Below are 16,620 nucleotides of genomic sequence, written 5' to 3'. Positions count from 1 at the left end.
AGTTTTATGAAAAAATTCTATCGTCGCGACGAAATTTACGCGTTTTGCAAGAATGCTGCGTCTTTGCAAAAGCGCGCTTTTTGCTTTGATCGCAGGCAAAATTTCGTGATTTTTGTTGCGCGAAATTTTATCTTTTGCGACGAGCGAAATTTAAATTTTTGCGGCGTAAAATTTCATAGCGCAAAGCTTAGCTCGGTAGAATTTTATGACGCAGAATTTTACCTATTAAAATTTCATCCGTCGTGCCGCCACACGGAGAAAATCCACGAGGCGAAGTTTTATGGATCGAGAGAATTTCGCAGATCACATCGCTGCGGCGAGAAATTATACGAGCCGTGCAGCAGCGATGCGGAATTTCACGGCTCACATTGCAGCGAGATGAAATTTTGCGGATTAGGACATCTTGGCACAAAATCTCACAGCCTGCGTCGTATTAAACGCATTAAAGCAAAATTTAGCGAGCCGTATCGCGCGTCCTGTTCTATGGGGGTAGCTGCCTCGGCGCACCGCATAAGAACAAAAGAGACGTATCGTTGTGAGGAGAGATCTGATGCCTTGCAGCATCGCAAAATTATGAATCTAAATTTTACTTCACAGAATTTCAAATTACAGAATTTTGCCCATTCAAATTTGCAAGGCTTTACCGTGCGAAATTCCAAGCCGCGTAATTTGGCTTCGCAAAATTCTAAATCTCAAAACTTTGCCTTGTGGAATTTTAAATCACAGAATTCTGCCCGTGCAAAATCGGCGGTTTTTGATGTTTAATATCGTGTTAGTATATCCGCAGATCCACACAAACACAGGCTCCATCGGGCGCATGTGCGTCAATGCGGGATGCCGCTTACATCTAATCAAGCCGCTAGGATTCCTCATCGACGACAAGCATCTGCGCCGCGCAGGGCTCGATTATTGGGCGAACTTGGATCTTAAAATTTGGGAAAATTGGGACGAGTTTATGGCGGCGAACGAGAAATTTAAGCAGCGCTTCTTTTTTGCGACGACGAAGACGAACAAGCTCTACTACGAGGCGAAATTTCAGCCGGGTGATTTTTTAATTTTCGGCTCAGAGGGGCACGGGCTGCCGCTTGAGATCATGCGCACAAACCGCGAAAACTGCATCACGATCCCGATGAGCGGGGCGGGACGCAGTTTAAATTTAGCCACCAGCGTGGGCATCGTAACCTACGAAGCGATCCGCCAAAACATCGATAAATTTGACTTTAGGAGCGCGGTTTGCGAGTTTTAGCGCTACTTTTTGCGGCGTTTTTCTGCGGCGCGGGTGCCGCGGAGCTGAAAATCGCATCGTTTAACGTGCAAAATTTATTCGACGGCGTAAACGACGGCACGGAGTACGCGGACTTTGAGATCGGGCGCGGAGGCTGGAGCGAGCAAAAATACGAGCGCAAGCTGCAAGCGGTAGCGGACGAGATAAAAGCGCTCAACGCCGATATTTTGGGGCTGCAAGAGATCGAAAACGAAGCCGTGCTAAAAGCGCTTGCGCAGAAGGCGGGCTATAAATTCTACACTTTTTCGCGCGCCCAGACTGCACCTGCGGGTGTGGCAGTGATGTCGCACATACCGATAAAATTTCAAAAAACCTACCGCCCGACAGAGCTTAAAACACGAGATATTTTGCGCGCTGATTTTGCGCTTGGCGGCACTGATTTTAGCTTTTATGTCGTACATATGCTCTCTGCACGCAATCCGCTAAGCGAGCGCAAGCGCAATTTCGCCTTTTTACGCGAGGTTTTGCAAGGGCACCAACGCGCTATCATAGCGGGAGATTTTAATACGAATTTCGGGCGAAATTCTTTACTAAACGAGCTTATCGAGCGCGATGGATTTAGTGATTTGTGGGCGCTGCATCCCTGCTCGCAGCTAAAGCATTTTAGCTCTTGTGAGTCTCATGAAAGTGGCGCGGTGCTCGATCATATCTTGCTTAGCGACGATTTTTTTAGTAGCGAGCCGGGATATAAAAAGGAAAGCTTCGCGGTTGCTAAATCCTCTATCGCTTCTGATCATTTTCCGATTAGCTTCATTCTGACAGACGAAGGCGCTTTAAAATCTATGCCGAGAAAGCAAGAATTTTTAGCTAAAAATACCGCTAGCTCCGCAAAGGTCGTCACGATAGAGGGGCTTTATGGACGCATTATAAGCGAGCCTGTGCTGATAAAAGGCGTAGTCGTGAGCTTTACAAACCGCCATGGCTTTGCGATTTCTCAAGATGGAAGCGGAGTTTTTGTCTATGGCGGCAGCGGGCTGCAGCTAGGCGATAAACTCGATCTGCTAGTAAAAAAGACGAAATTTTATAAGCAAAGCTTTGAGATCGACGATTTTGAGATCGTAGCTAGAAGCGGCAACGTAGGCTCTATCGCGCCATACGTTTTGCCTAGCGCATCGGTGCGGCAGCTGCGCGCAGGAGATGTAATAAGCACGATCAAAGGCGACGTTAAAGACGGCATAATTGATCTAAAAGGAGCGGGCGAGTTTAGAATTTTTCGCAAAAACGCTCCTGTACAAAACGGCAAAAATTTAGAATTTAAAAATGCCTATTTTACGATTTATAAAGGGCAAAAGGAATTTATAGTAGAATGATACACGCCGTTATAACCGCACTTTTCGTGCTTTTTATGATATTTATGATCGTAGGATTTAACCGCGAAATGATGGAGAAAAACGAAAAACGAAATCAACGAAAAAAGGATAAAGATGGAACTACTCATTGAGATTGGGGTCGAGGAGCTGCCTGCGATCCCGTTTTTAAAAGAGCGTGCGAATATCGCGCCAAAATGGCGCGCAGTGCTTGAGGCTAACCGCATAAATAGCGACTTTCGCTTCGAATTTAGCCCGCGTAGATTCGTGCTATTTCACGAGGATTTTCCGCAACGCGGCGATGATGCGCAGATCGTAAGCACGGGCGCACCTAAGTCCGTCGCGCTCAAAGACGGCGCGTGGAGCCCTGCAGCGCTAAGTTTTGCTAAAAAATGCGGCATAAGCGAAAGCGAGCTGGAATTTCGGCAGGTGGGCGGCAAAGAGGTGCTTTACCACGCTGCGGTGCAAAAGGGGCGCGATAGTCGTGAAATCCTAGGCGAAATGATAGAGGAGTTTTTACGATCGCTAAATTTTGGACGCGCGATGCGCTGGGGTAGCGGCGAGTTTGAGTTTATCCGTCCGATAAGAAGCATAGCCTGCGTTTTGGGCGGTCAAAACGTAGATTTTGAAATTTATGGTGTGCGAAGCGCGGCTGCATTTTTTCCGCACCGAAAATTTGGCTATGAAGCGATTAAATTTAAAGACGCCGCAGATTATTTCGCACTGCTGGAGCGTAACGGCGTAATTTTAAGCGAGCAAAAAAGAAAGGATAAAATTCTAAGCGAGTTTGCAAATCTCGAGAAAAAGCATGGCTTTAAGATCGAGGTCGATCCTGCATTGCTGGATGAAGTAACGGCTATCACTGAGTATCCGACGGCGCTGCTAGGCAGCTTTGAGCGAGATTTTTTAAGCGTGCCAAAAGAGGTCATCATCACTTCGATGAAAGAGAATCAGCGCTATTTTCCCGTTTTCGAGGATAAAAACTTAAGCAATCACTTCATTGTCGTTAGCAATGCGATCACTGATGATGACGAGCTAGTGATACGCGGCAATGAAAAAGTTTTACGCGCGCGCCTAAGCGATGCTATGTTTTTTTGGAAAAGCGATTTGCAAGCGGAATTTAGTCCTGAAAAACTTAAGCAAATCTCCTATATGCAAGCCCTTGGCTCGGTTTATGATAAGCAGGTGCGCGAGCTAGCCGTAGCAAGGGTACTGAGCGCGGATTATGCTACGCAGATCGAGGCGGAGATCGGCAAAAAGGACTTCGCGCTGGATTTGGAAAATGCCGTAATGTTTAGTAAAGCAGATCTTAGCAGCACGATGGTGGGCGAATTTAGCGAGCTTCAAGGCATTATGGGTAGTTACTATGCCGCACATGCTGGACTGGCAGATCATGTATGCCGCGCGATACGCGAGCAATATCTGCCTAGCGGCGAGGATAGCGAGCTGCCAAGCGGTGTATTTAGTAGCGTAATCGCTGTGGTGATGAAATTTGAAACGCTCCTGGGGCTTTTTAGCATCAATAAAGTTCCAAGCGGCAATAAAGATCCGTATGCGCTTCGCCGCGCAGCTACTGGGCTAATTAAAATTTTACTAAATCAAGGATTGAGCTTTGATGCGAATGCGCTGGCGCAAAAGCTGGCGCCAAATTATAAGAAATTTGACATTTCTAAGCTGCTGGATTTTATGAAAGATAGATTATATGGAATTTTTGACGAGATAAATCCGTCCGTGATCAAGGCGTGCATCGCAAGCGGCGAAAACGATCTATTACGACTAAGCAAGGACATAAAAGCTCTGGGCGAGATCGCAGCAGCAGCGGATTTCGGGGAAAATTTCGCAACTTTTAAGCGCCTAGCCAATATCATCAAGGACGAAAAAATAGGCGCGGTGGACGAAAATCTATTCGAACACGACGCTGAGCGTGCGCTAAATGCGGCATTCAGGGCGATTAAGCTCAACGAAAACGACGTGAGTGGGTATCTGCGCTCGCTATTTGGGCTTAAAGGCGTGATTGATGATTTTTTCGATAACGTAATGATAAACGTCCAGGATGCCGCGATACGCGCAAATCGTATCGCAAATATCGGGCAAATTTATCGCGCGTTTTTGCAGTTTGCCGATATCAAAGAGATAGGATTTTAATCCCACTGAGAGCTCATTTGCCCAAGGTTTACGAGAACCTTGGGCAAAATTTTACTGCGCAAAGGAGCGCAAATGCTAATCATCAACGCAAAATTACCAACTAAAAACCTAAAAATCACAAAATCTCTCTCGCAGCTGATTCAGGGCTTTCTTTATCGCTATCTGCCGGCTTCGGAGCATGTAGGATATAGGCACGAATCAAGCGGTAAAATTTTTAAACGCACGGTGTTTGATTTTATCTTGCGAGGAGAGGACTTGCGCGTGCGATTTACTTCATGCGAGCCGGAGTTTGAACGTAAAATCGCGCTAGCAGTGCTAAAAGACGGGCTAAGCTTGGGTGAAATTCTATTTACGCAAACTACCGTCGAAGCGAAAAATCATAAAATTTGCGAGAACGAAACTATTGTGCAAGGCTACGTGGCGTGCGCAGTAAGCGGGCTTTTGGGACATAAGGTCTATTTGCAGCCGCAAGATAGCAGGCATTTAGAGATGATGAAGACGAATATTTTACAGCGATTTGAGACGATTATGGGGCGAAAATATAATGGCGAAATGGAGTTAAATTTATTGTGGCAAAAGCTGGGTGAGTCTGTGAAATTCTATTATGGCAACAATCGCGAGCCGGTATATGCGTGGCAAGCAAGATGGAAAATTGTAGCTAATGCAGAACTAATCAATTTGATCCTTGGCACGGGCGCTGGAAGTGGGTGCATGAACTACGGAGTAGGGGTTTTGGAGGTTGTAAAGCAAGACTGCATTAAAGCACAAATTTCAAATCCTAAAAAAGATGATTGCTTGCTTTAAAACCGATTGTATAATAAAAATTTAAAAAAGGCAAATTATTTCATTAAAACACAATAACTATTGACAATATAATTAAAATTAGTTATAATTCGCGTATATTTTAGAAAGGATAAATTTTGGGCGATATAGTTAAAATTTTTTCTAGTATCGGCGAAATTTATGATAAACAGAAAACCAAAATTAACAACAAGAGCTACGAATACGATGCTATTAAAATTTATCTTTGTGATATTAAAAGTAAAGAAATATCGGTAAATAACAATATTTCAAGAGACGATTTAATAGTTTGTAGATTTGGTATAGGCGCGAATTCTGGTAATTTGTTCCCTAATGTTCAATTCATTAGCAAAGCCGTAAAATACGATACTCCTAAATTTATAAAAGGAATTTTAAAAGCCGTAAAAAATATGCTCTCTTGCTTCAATCCTGACGATATCAAAAATGATAAAATATTAACGGATTTATCTAGCTTAAACGAGAGCTTTTTTGATGATATTTTAAGTGAAATTGTAGCTCTACAAGAAGAGCCTAAGAAAAAGGGCATGAAAGTAGCTACTTTTTTTGCATTATCTTGGGAGGGTAGGCCGATTTCAGCGTATTTCAAAAATATTTTTACGAGTCATTTAAGTGATAGCGATAATGGTAAAACTGCCAAAATTTATGGTTATGATATGCTTACAAATAGTATGGGTATCGGTGGAGATGCGAATTTAGCGTTTTGTTCTGTAAATGAGCTACCGACTGCTTTGCAAGACATTAAAGTTAGATTACTACCTCTAAATAGTGCTAATGCAAATTTGGTTAAAAACGGTTTTATGGCAATTGATAAGGAATTATCTTTTAATTTTTACGGGGATAAAATGGCGGTCTTACCGACGTTAATGGTAAATGATGCAAATTTATTAGAAAAAATAGTGGAAATTTTAAAAGATCCGAGCGAAAAGAAAAAAGATCTGCAAGGCATACAAAATATCGAAGAAAGTATTAATTACGAGTTGGAATCCGTAGCTAAAGCGCAAGCAAATATGCCCGTGCTAAATACAATTTTATTTTATAAAAAAAGCAATGCTGCGGTTAATGTATTATTGCAAATAGATGATGTATTGCCGTCTTATATTTCTAAAATTTCCGATTTAATGGGTAGATATAACATTAGGGCGATTAGGCGAAAAGATAGTAAAGATCAACAAGACGATACTATTTACATGCAAAATTTATTTCTTAAAAACATCGATATTATGGATTTTTTATTATCGCAAAATAGGATGAATTTAGATGATATGATGGAAAAATACGCTGCTTTGATTTATAAAGGCAATATTAACTCTAGTTATGCGTCAAAAATAGAATGGGGATTTTATTTTAATCGCGTTAAGACATATCAAAATAGAAGTATAGAAAGTATCGAAAAATATCAAAATTTCTTTAATGAAATAGGTGCTTTAAATGAAAAAATATCATTTGCAAGGGAGGTTAATTTGCAAGGTTTAAGCGATAAAAAAGAGCTAATAAGCTCGATTTTGAAAAATAGCGAATTTCTAAAAGATAATGAAGTATTGCAGAGTGCATATTTACTAGGAATGATGTCTGCAGGGTTGATAAATCGCCAATTTGCTATTAGCAAAAATAGTTCATTTGAAAAATGGCTGAATAATGCCGGACTAATTACGAAAGAGCTTTTAGAACGGATTTGGACCAAGTGCGATGAAACTAACAAAAAACTCTCCAATGTATCGCGAGGAAAAAGAAGTGCTAATATAGAAATCATGCGCGATATTTTGATTGGAATTTTACCAAGTGCGTTTTTATCTCAAAAGCGAGTTAAGAGCGCTTATGTAACTCTGGCTTTTGCTATGGGCGGAAGTGATTTTACGAAATATATTAAAGATAACACTCAAGGAGACGAGTAATGAAAAAGAAGGAAATTCTATTTCTTTGGGATGGCGAAAATTTTAATCCAAACGGCGATATGCTAAGAGATAACGCTCCTAGGATAGACGATGAGACGGGTATAGCAGAAGTCACTGATGTACGTATAAAGCGAACAATTAGAGATGAAATTATGAAAAAAGACGAAAGTGCGATTTTCATTAAAGAGTATAAAAGAGATGAAAATATCTTAGATTGCAAAAGCGCAATACGTGAAGTAATTAATGTAAGGCAAGAAAAAATCGAGATTGAAAAAGAAATTTTATCTAAATTTATCGATATTCGCGCATTTGGTGGAGTTTTGCCGATATCGGATAAAGACGAGATGAAAAAAGAAGGCATAAAAACGGCAGGAATTCAATTTGTTGGACCCATTCAGTTTAGAATGAGCAGATCGCTTCATAGAGTTGCGGTAGAGCATATAAAAGGCACCGGCGCGTTTGCAAGCGGTATCGATAAGGCGAATAAAACGTTTAGAGAAGAAGATTTTTTAAATTATGCAATGTTTGCAACTTACGGAATAGTGGATAATCATAGTGCAAAGATTACAAATTTAAGTGAAGATGATGTAAAAGTGATTTTAAGAGCACTCTGGAGCGGGACTAAAAATTTAATTACTCGCACGAAAATGGGTCAGATGCCTAGATTTATGCTAGTAATTACATATAAAAATGATACTTTTGCTGGAGATTTAAATAACTGTATAGCTATAAATAGTAGCAAAGAAGACATAGAGATAAGAAGTATAAATGATTTTACGATTGATTTTTCTAGATTAAAAGCTAAACTTACTAGATACGCGCAAGAGATCGAAAAAATAGAGTATATGAGCGATTTTGACTTCGAGCAAAATAACAGATCACAATTTGATAGTAATTGGATAAAAATAGGATTTTAAATGGATATAATAGCTTTTGAGCTATCGGGAGATTATGCGCATTTTTCTCATCCGGCTACTATCTACTCGTCTCTTACATACCCAGTGCCGCCAAAGACTGCCGTAATGGGGTTTTTGGGGGCGATTATAGGTGAAATGAATTATTTTAAACTTAACGATATAGGTTATAGCGTTATTTTAAGTTCGCAATTTCGCAAAAAAACTATGATTTTTAACGGTATAAAATTTGCTCTATCGTCAAGTATGCATATCGAACAAGGCTATCAAGATTCTAGCGAGAAAAAGCAGTTTTATAAAGAGCTAATAAAAGATCCCAGATATATCATATTCGTTGATTTAAGTGCTTTAAACGTTTCTTATAAAGAAAATATAATCAACAGCTTAAAAGCTCATAGATGTGTCTTTACGCCATATTTAGGTATAAATTTTTGTATAGCGGATTTTAAATATATCGAGATAAAAAATTGTGAATTGGTGCATGAAAAGGAAAGTTTTATAGATACGTTCGTTTTAATGGACGATTTTATATTTGATGCACAAAGCTTTGATATCAGACTTACTGCGGCCAGAATGGCTTGCGGATGCGAAGAGGATCGAATTTTTAAGGATTTTAAAGATTTCGTTATCAAGCTAAGCGGCAATAGTCAAATCAAAGCAAAGAATAGAGGAAATATTTATCAAATAAATGACTACAAGGTCTACTTTGCAAAGTGAGCTGCTATCGCATCCTAATAAACCGCTAATAAAGCATATAACAAATATGCTTGCTGAAACGGATAGTAGGCTTTTACAATGCATTAAAATTTATCACGATATAGCTAAGCTAAAAACTAATTTTCAAATTTATATCAAAAATCCTACCGAAAAAATTGCAGATAAAAATCATGCTTTATTATCCGCTTACATATTTTTACTAAATTCAGAATTTAATGAGCTAGATACGGCTTTTGGGTTTTTATCCATCGTATCACACCACGGAAATGTAGAAAATTTTTGTGAGCTTACAACGCAAAATAAAAATTTCGGTAAATATTTTGAGAGCTCGAAAGAGCTAGGCTTTTGGGATGAGGTCTTAGATAAAGCTTTAGGTTTAGAAATTTACAAAGATATTAAAAGGGATAAAAATGAGCTTTTAATTAAAGCTAAACATTTAAGAGAATATTTCAAATTTGCGAAAAAGAAGTTTGATTACGATGACTTTTTAAATTTCAAAGACATATTTTCGTCGCTTATTTATAGTGATAAATATGAAGCTATTTTTAATCAAAGAATTCCTGTTTCTAAACCGGCGAATTCTAATACGATCGAAAAATATATCAAAGCTCTGGAAAATCGTAAGCCAAACGCAAAAAGAAGTGAGTTTAGAAAATTCGTTTTAAATAATTTCGATGTAAATCATAATCTTTTTACTTTAACCGCGCCTACTGGCTACGGCAAGACTTTGACTGCGCTAAATTTTGCCGCTAAATTTAATAAAGAACGTATTATTTACGTGCTGCCGTTTACGGCTATCATAGATCAAGTTTATGATGAGATAAAAGAGATTTTCAAAGACGATAAAAATATATTAATTCATAAAATTCATCACAAAACTATGATAGATGAAAGCACTCCGCAAGATCGCTATTCTAAAGTTAAATTTTTGATGGATTCTTTTAGCGGAGATATTAACGTAACTACGCTATATCAATTTATATTTGCACTCTTTGGAAACAAAAATAAAGATAGCGTAAAATTTAACCGATTAAAAAATAGTGTAATAATAATCGATGAGGCGCAGGCGGTACCGTATAAGTTCAGGGCGGATTTTATGAAACTTTGCGAGATGATGGCGGAGAAATTTGGCTGCATTTTTATCTTTATGTCCGCCACGATGCCTATTGTTGATACGACTAAATTTAAAGAAATTTCAAATTTGGATTATTTCAAAGACCAAAATAGATACGTTTTAAAGTGGTTTGATGGCAATGAGAGTGCTTTAAAAGATAAGATTAAACAATCGGCAAAAGGCAAAAATACACTAGTCGTCGTAAATACCATTAAAAAAGCGCAAGAGCTATTTTTGGAATTTTACGACGAATTTAAAGTTTTTTGCCTAAACGGATATATGTGCGACGATCACAAACGAAAAAATATCGAAAATATAAAAGATGCAATTGCTAAAAATAAAAGTGGGCACGGTGATCCGATCTTGCTAATTTCTACGCAGTCTATCGAAGCTGGCGTGGATTTGGATTTTGATGTCGGATTTAGAGAGATAGCGCCCATTAGCTCGATTATCCAAACTGCCGGTCGTATAAATAGAAATTTTGCAGCTCTGGGAGAATTATACGTATTTAACGATATTTGCGACTATTCCGATCTCATTTACGGTGATTTAAAACGCATTAGCGATAATATTTTGGTAAAAATTCTAAAGCAAAGGGATATCATCGAAAGCGAAATTTTAGATATTTCCACTAGGTATTTCAGCGCCATAAAGCAAAGCCTAGAGAGTTTATTTTTGGCGGAGCAGATGCGAGAGCTCGGATTTTACGATATAAAGGAAAAGATTAGCGAGGCGATGGATGATGGGCTTAAAATTTTAGTAATAATTGAGCCAAAAGAAGATTATATTAAAAAATTTCAAAATGAAATTTTTGAAATCAATAGGCTTGATATGGACAAATTTAATAAGAAAGATATATTTACGAATACTATTAAGAAAATTAATAGATTTGGTGTAAATATCACAGAATTTGATGCAAAGCGTTTAAATATAAAGCGTATTGATGGGCTAAAAGATGTCTATTATTTACCATTCGGCGATACTTCGTACAATAATAATTTCGGGATTAAAAAGGATGCCGCCTTAAATCTCAAGAATGAGTTTTTCGACTAATGTTTTGCAAGGACCAAATCACCGGCACGCTTGTGAATTATTACATCACCTGTAAGCGTGAGGCGTGGCTTTACGGACACAATATTCACGCCAATCAGGAGGATGAAAACATGCTGATGGGCAAGGCGCTAGCGGATATCAAAGAGAACGGTTTGCAGGAATTCGCATTTTCAAATTTGAAATTTGACAAGCTTTCCAAGCAGCGCGGACATTATCTCATCACCGAATATAAAAAGAGCCTAAAAAATCCAGAAGCAGGCAAGATGCAGCTACTTTTTTATATCTATCTTTTAAAAATAGGCTTAAATTTAAAAGAGGTGAAAGGCAAATTAATTAGCGGCAAAACCGTCATAGCCATTGAGGATAACGCCGAAAATTTTACTAAAATCGAAATAATTCTAAACGACATTGTCGCCCTTGTGAACGAGCCAAAGCCGCCTAAATTTAGACCGCAAAAGATTTGCGAGAGTTGCGCTTATTGTGATTATTGCATTTAGGAGATAGGATGTACGCTATTTTATTTTACGATATTTCAAGCAGCGACGAAAAGGAGAAAAATAACGCCGCGCGCGTCCGAAAGGCGGTCGAGAAGTTTCTGCCTCGCGTGCAATTCAGCGTTTTTGAGGGTGAAATCAGAGCGAGTGATCTTAAAAAATTAATGGCGATTTTGCAAAAAGAATGCGCCAGCAAGCTTGATTCGGTAGTAATTTATACTTTTAATTCGCTCAAATATTCACAGCGTCTCGTCATCGGACGCGATAAAAACGAAGCGATTTTCAGCTAAAATTTAAGGATAAAGTATGCAAAAATCGGATCGCACGCATTTTATTTTAAGCCCCGGCCGATTGCGCCGCAAAGATAATAATCTATACTTCGATAAATTTAACGACGAGGGCGGAATTTTAACTAGTAAAATTTTGCCGATTAACGCGATTGATGAAATTTATATTTTGGCGCGAGTGGAGCTTGATACCTATGCTATGGCATTTTTGGCCGATAATAACATTTTGCTTCATATTTTTAGCGCCTATCAGAGCTTCCGCGGCAGTTTTTTCCCAAATACTTCAAATTCTGTAAACAAAAGCGGCTTTGTGCTTTTGGCGCAGCTGCGGGCTTTTGATGATCTTTCTAAACGCCTTTTTATCGCTCGCGAGATTACTCGCGTTCGCATCTTAAATGCGACCATTAATTGCAAGGCTTATGGCGTCTCGCTCAATACTACGCCGCATCTGGATGCCCTAGCGCGCGTCTGCGACATAGCAGCGGTAATGGCAGTGGAAGGCGGCTTTGCCAAGCAATATTTCGCGGCCTGGAACGAAATCATCGAGGATCAGCGCAGTTTTAAATTTACGACGCGTTCCAAACGCCCGCCGGCAGATAAAATTAATGCCCTCATTGGCTATGTAAATACGCGCATTTATAACATCTGCCTCAGCGAAATTTACAAAACCGAGCTTGATCCGCGCATCGGCTTTTTACACGAGCCAAACTACCGCGCGTTAAGCCTGCATCTAGATCTTGCGGAGATTTTTAAGCCCATTTTAGGTGATAGATTAATTTTTGGAATGTTAAATAAACGCGAGATTACGGCAAAAGATTTTGAAACGAATGCGGGGCGTATTCGATTCGGTCGAGAAGCGGTGCAAAAAATCGAGCTAAAAATGATTGAGAAACTATCATCTTGCGCGAACGTAGCGGGACAGAGCTTAACCTGGCGTCAAATCATCCGTCGCGAGGCAAATCAGATTAAAAAATACGTCTGTGAAGGCGTGCCTTACGAGGGGCTGGTATGGCGGTAGGTTGGGGATTTAAGCTCATTCGTGCTTTTGAAATTTTGACTAGAATCACTTGTGCCTATAGATTGTGCCCTCTTAAGATGTATGTGCTTTTGAAATAAATTTGATCTGAAGCACGGAACGGCGAACAAATTGGCTTTAAAAATATATATGCTTTTAAAATTTTAGCTTTTTTTGTTATTCACACTTCGATTTTTTGAATGTCTTATATTGAGATTTTAACATTTGCACTCACGATACATATAGATAGCGATAAAGTTGCTTTTAAGATTTTGAAATGCCGAAATCTTGGGCATTGAGCGATCGAAGCTTTTTTAAATTTAGTCCATTTTAAGGCATAAAAATATATACTCTTAACACTTTCTACCTAGAAAAATGGCAAAATTCGTGCTGTAGAATTCCATCCCGTTGGGAATTGAAACACCTGGTGGCTTACCTATCACGCGCATTTGTTTGTAGAATTCCATCCCGTTGGGAATTGAAACCGCCGAGATAGCCAATAGGACAAATACTATACATATGCGTAGAATTCCATCCCGTTGGGAATTGAAACGCATTTCGTCGCTAAGCCCAACATCTACCGATCGGTAGAATTCCATCCCGTTGGGAATTGAAACATAAGCTTTATGAATGTTTTATCAGTGATACTAAAACGTAGAATTCCATCCCGTTGGGAATTGAAACAAGCGTTTTTGCAAACTTCAAAAGCTAAGGTTTTGTAGAATTCCATCCCGTTGGGAATTGAAACTGGGATTTGCAAGTAAAGTTAAAGCGTTTTTGCAAAGTAGAATTCCATCCCGTTGGGAATTGAAACTATATTCGCAAATTTCTCGTATTGTCAAAATTTTTCGTAGAATTCCATCCCGTTGGGAATTGAAACTCAGTCTTAGCACTATCAGGATTTGATGCGCTCTTAGTAGAATTCCATCCCGTTGGGAATTGAAACTGGGTTAAGAAAAAGACGCAAGTTTTTAATCCTTGGTAGAATTCCATCCCGTTGGGAATTGAAACATTCTATGCTACCCGGACTCGAAGGGCGATATAAGTAGAATTCCATCCCGTTGGGAATTGAAACTCGATTTTTTCAACTATCGAAGAGAAATAAAAAAGTAGAATTCCATCCCGTTGGGAATTGAAACCGCCGATCTGTATTTGAAATTTGGCAAGAAAGAGTGGTAGAATTCCATCCCGTTGGGAATTGAAACAAGAGCTATATCGCTCCAAGCTCAGACCGGTTAAAGTAGAATTCCATCCCGTTGGGAATTGAAACGAAGTCTCCTGCGATTGCGTAGGAGCGTTTTGAGTAGAATTCCATCCCGTTGGGAATTGAAACAAGAAAGGTGTTGCTATGAAAAAGTTGTCTTTTCGTAGAATTCCATCCCGTTGGGAATTGAAACCTGCTCGCTGCTTGATCCGAACTCGCCGCATTATCGTAGAATTCCATCCCGTTGGGAATTGAAACAGTCTTTGGGCGTCATAGAAGCTTTTAAGGATGTGTAGAATTCCATCCCGTTGGGAATTGAAACAATAACGTTTCTCCTAAAAAATAACAAACTTTACAGTAGAATTCCATCCCGTTGGGAATTGAAACGATCAGAGCGGGTCACGATGTCGCCTAAAGAATTGAGGTAGAATTCCATCCCGTTGGGAATTGAAACCCAGACGGCAAGTCTTATGAAATAGTAGTGGATTAGTAGAATTCCATCCCGTTGGGAATTGAAACAAAAGCCGTCGCTGGAGTAATCTAAAAAGCTACTGTAGAATTCCATCCCGTTGGGAATTGAAACAAATTCCCTCATTCATAAATCCCGAAATTTGGAAAGTAGAATTCCATCCCGTTGGGAATTGAAACTTCTTGGGGTTTTGGCTTGTCCTATCATCATATTCCGTAGAATTCCATCCCGTTGGGAATTGAAACGCCAGCGGTAGCGTGTATAGCTATTTTAGCCGCGGTAGAATTCCATCCCGTTGGGAATTGAAACGTTTCGTGCGATTTTCATCGCCCGTCTCAATAGTGAGGTAGAATTCCATCCCGTTGGGAATTGAAACTACCCCAGCCTCTTAGGGTATCGTATGGGATACCGTAGAATTCCATCCCGTTGGGAATTGAAACGCTAAATTTTTGCGGTAATCGCCTTTTTTTATACTGTAGAATTCCATCCCGTTGGGAATTGAAACGCCGAAAGCCTGCAAGCGGTCAAGAAATTCGACAGCGTAGAATTCCATCCCGTTGGGAATTGAAACCATTTCCAAAGGAGAGGCGGCATTTGCTAACGGCAGGTAGAATTCCATCCCGTTGGGAATTGAAACCCTTGCGCTGGCGGGGCTAAATCATAGCCTAAAGTAGAATTCCATCCCGTTGGGAATTGAAACCGTCCTCTATCTCTCCGTCGTTTAGGGCGTATAGGTAGAATTCCATCCCGTTGGGAATTGAAACTAATTCAAATTTCCGACGAAACAATAAGAAACAACGCGTAGAATTCCATCCCGTTGGGAATTGAAACCCCTACAAGATAAATTTCAATACCGCGGCAAAACCGTAGAATTCCATCCCGTTGGGAATTGAAACTTAAATCAACGGCGCTAACTAGCGCTGCATAAATGTAGAATTCCATCCCGTTGGGAATTGAAACTCGCAAGCTCGCATACGGCAAATTTAAACTTCGGTAGAATTCCATCTCGTTGGGAATTGAAACGCTTGCCGCCGATCACGTATTTCAGCGCAGCCGGGGTAGAATTCCATCCCGTTGGGAATTGAAACTTATTGTTGACCGTTCGCTCGCTCTTTGTAATTTGTAGAATTCCATCCCGTTGGGAATTGAAACTAGCTTGGCACCAAATGCACCTCTTTTACGTCCGCCGTAGAATTCCATCCCGTTGGGAATTGAAACGCATGATCGTAAGTTTCATACTTGAGAAAATTACAGTAGAATTCCATCCCGTTGGGAATTGAAACAAGGCAAAGGCTTTTCAAGGGTTCAATCTGAAATTGTAGAATTCCATCCCGTTGGGAATTGAAACTAGTTTTGCTCGATAGAGAAAAGATACTTTAAAATAGTAGAATTCCATCCCGTTGGGAATTGAAACGTATTCTTAATAGGTTAAAGACGCTCGGTATGCTAAGTAGAATTCCATCCCGTTGGGAATTGAAACCTCTTGCAAATAACTCTTACGATGACGCGGATAAGAGTAGAATTCCATCCCGTTGGGAATTGAAACTCTTACGATAAACCCAAAGCGGGATTGGGTTTTGCGAAGGTAGAATTCCATCCCGTTGGGAATTGAAACTCGATCGCTAAATATCTATAGTCGGCGCCGTTTAACGTAGAATTCCATCCCGTTGGGAATTGAAACCGCAACTGCTAAAGGCAAAGGACGGGTCGATATTGTAGAATTCCATCTCGTTGGGAATTAAAACTTCTGCCACTGCATTTTATAGTGTCCCGTAGGAATGTGGAATAATTCTATCCTTTGGGAATTGAAACGTATAAATAGGCTCATTGTACGATTCGCGTAGGCTGTAGAATTCATCTTATTGAAATCAAAACGGATCTTTTTACGGCGGAAATGGATAG

The 16,620-nt window shown here is 39.8% G+C and carries 13 protein-coding genes and 1 CRISPR repeat array; all 13 genes read left to right on the top strand.

The window, feature by feature from the left end:
- Positions 1–6 precede the first annotated feature (6 nt).
- The 13 genes from QZ367_RS03910 to cas1 all read left to right on the top strand — a co-directional run bounded on the left by QZ367_RS03910 (position 7) and on the right by cas1 (position 13,048).
- On the top strand, positions 7–765 hold the full coding sequence (locus QZ367_RS03910; protein ID WP_291937688.1) for a hypothetical protein: 759 nt from the start codon (positions 7–9) through the stop codon (positions 763–765).
- Positions 758–1,246 carry a tRNA (cytidine(34)-2'-O)-methyltransferase gene (locus tag QZ367_RS03905; protein WP_291938147.1) on the top strand — a complete coding sequence of 163 codons (489 nt, stop codon included), beginning with the start codon at positions 758–760 and terminating at the stop codon, positions 1,244–1,246. Before QZ367_RS03910 ends, QZ367_RS03905 begins: the two co-directional genes overlap by 8 nt.
- Positions 1,234–2,595: an endonuclease/exonuclease/phosphatase family protein gene (locus tag QZ367_RS03900; RefSeq protein WP_291937685.1), complete on the top strand. Its 1,362-nt coding sequence runs from the start codon at positions 1,234–1,236 to the stop codon at positions 2,593–2,595. Before QZ367_RS03905 ends, QZ367_RS03900 begins: the two co-directional genes overlap by 13 nt.
- Complete coding sequence (locus tag QZ367_RS03895; protein ID WP_291937682.1) at positions 2,592–2,726, top strand: hypothetical protein; 135 nt, start codon at positions 2,592–2,594, stop codon at positions 2,724–2,726. Before QZ367_RS03900 ends, QZ367_RS03895 begins: the two co-directional genes overlap by 4 nt.
- Positions 2,710–4,737 (top strand): glycine--tRNA ligase subunit beta, encoded by a 2,028-nt coding sequence (gene glyS / locus QZ367_RS03890; protein ID WP_291937680.1) that lies wholly within the window; start codon positions 2,710–2,712, stop codon positions 4,735–4,737. Before QZ367_RS03895 ends, glyS begins: the two co-directional genes overlap by 17 nt.
- A gap of 72 nt (positions 4,738–4,809) precedes the next feature.
- A complete protein-coding gene (locus tag QZ367_RS03885) occupies positions 4,810–5,541 on the top strand; it encodes a CRISPR-associated endoribonuclease Cas6 (RefSeq protein ID WP_291937676.1) in 732 nt (243 codons plus the stop codon).
- A gap of 116 nt (positions 5,542–5,657) precedes the next feature.
- Entirely contained in the window at positions 5,658–7,451 is a 1,794-nt protein-coding gene (locus QZ367_RS03880) for a TM1802 family CRISPR-associated protein (RefSeq protein ID WP_291937673.1), read from the top strand.
- The gene (gene cas7b / locus QZ367_RS03875; RefSeq protein WP_291937669.1) at positions 7,451–8,368 is read left to right on the top strand and encodes a type I-B CRISPR-associated protein Cas7/Csh2; all 918 of its coding nucleotides are present in this window, start codon (positions 7,451–7,453) and stop codon (positions 8,366–8,368) included. Before QZ367_RS03880 ends, cas7b begins: the two co-directional genes overlap by 1 nt.
- Positions 8,369–9,082: a CRISPR-associated protein Cas5 gene (gene cas5 / locus QZ367_RS03870; protein WP_291937668.1), complete on the top strand. Its 714-nt coding sequence runs from the start codon at positions 8,369–8,371 to the stop codon at positions 9,080–9,082.
- The gene (cas3, locus tag QZ367_RS03865) at positions 9,072–11,249 is read left to right on the top strand and encodes a CRISPR-associated helicase Cas3' (protein ID WP_291937666.1); all 2,178 of its coding nucleotides are present in this window, start codon (positions 9,072–9,074) and stop codon (positions 11,247–11,249) included. The genes cas5 and cas3 overlap by 11 nt, the downstream gene beginning before the upstream one ends.
- Positions 11,249–11,746 (top strand): Dna2/Cas4 domain-containing protein, encoded by a 498-nt coding sequence (locus QZ367_RS03860; protein WP_291937663.1) that lies wholly within the window; start codon positions 11,249–11,251, stop codon positions 11,744–11,746. The genes cas3 and QZ367_RS03860 overlap by 1 nt, the downstream gene beginning before the upstream one ends.
- 8 nt (positions 11,747–11,754) lie before the next feature.
- On the top strand, positions 11,755–12,033 hold the full coding sequence (gene cas2, locus QZ367_RS03855) for a CRISPR-associated endonuclease Cas2 (protein ID WP_291937660.1): 279 nt from the start codon (positions 11,755–11,757) through the stop codon (positions 12,031–12,033).
- Positions 12,034–12,049: 16 nt separating this feature from the next.
- Positions 12,050–13,048 (top strand): CRISPR-associated endonuclease Cas1, encoded by a 999-nt coding sequence (gene cas1, locus QZ367_RS03850; RefSeq protein WP_291937657.1) that lies wholly within the window; start codon positions 12,050–12,052, stop codon positions 13,046–13,048.
- Positions 13,049–13,437: 389 nt separating this feature from the next.
- Positions 13,438–16,530: a CRISPR direct-repeat array (repeat unit 30 nt; unit sequence GTAGAATTCCATCCCGTTGGGAATTGAAAC).
- Positions 16,531–16,620: the final 90 nt, after the last annotated feature.

The sequence above is a fragment of the Campylobacter sp. genome (assembly GCF_019423325.1).
GTDB lineage: Bacteria > Campylobacterota > Campylobacteria > Campylobacterales > Campylobacteraceae > Campylobacter_B.
Note: the sequence above shows the minus strand (reverse complement) of the source record. Positions and strands in the feature narration are given on the sequence as shown.

Coding starts and splice junctions, on each gene's coding strand:
- QZ367_RS03910 (WP_291937688.1), top strand. CDS start 7: ATGAAAAAATTCTATCGTCGCGACGAAATTTACGCGTTTTGCAAGAAT.
- QZ367_RS03905 (WP_291938147.1), top strand. CDS start 758: ATGTTTAATATCGTGTTAGTATATCCGCAGATCCACACAAACACAGGC.
- QZ367_RS03895 (WP_291937682.1), top strand. CDS start 2,592: ATGATACACGCCGTTATAACCGCACTTTTCGTGCTTTTTATGATATTT.
- glyS (WP_291937680.1), top strand. CDS start 2,710: ATGGAACTACTCATTGAGATTGGGGTCGAGGAGCTGCCTGCGATCCCG.
- QZ367_RS03885 (WP_291937676.1), top strand. CDS start 4,810: ATGCTAATCATCAACGCAAAATTACCAACTAAAAACCTAAAAATCACA.
- cas7b (WP_291937669.1), top strand. CDS start 7,451: ATGAAAAAGAAGGAAATTCTATTTCTTTGGGATGGCGAAAATTTTAAT.
- cas5 (WP_291937668.1), top strand. CDS start 8,369: ATGGATATAATAGCTTTTGAGCTATCGGGAGATTATGCGCATTTTTCT.
- QZ367_RS03860 (WP_291937663.1), top strand. CDS start 11,249: ATGTTTTGCAAGGACCAAATCACCGGCACGCTTGTGAATTATTACATC.
- cas2 (WP_291937660.1), top strand. CDS start 11,755: ATGTACGCTATTTTATTTTACGATATTTCAAGCAGCGACGAAAAGGAG.
- cas1 (WP_291937657.1), top strand. CDS start 12,050: ATGCAAAAATCGGATCGCACGCATTTTATTTTAAGCCCCGGCCGATTG.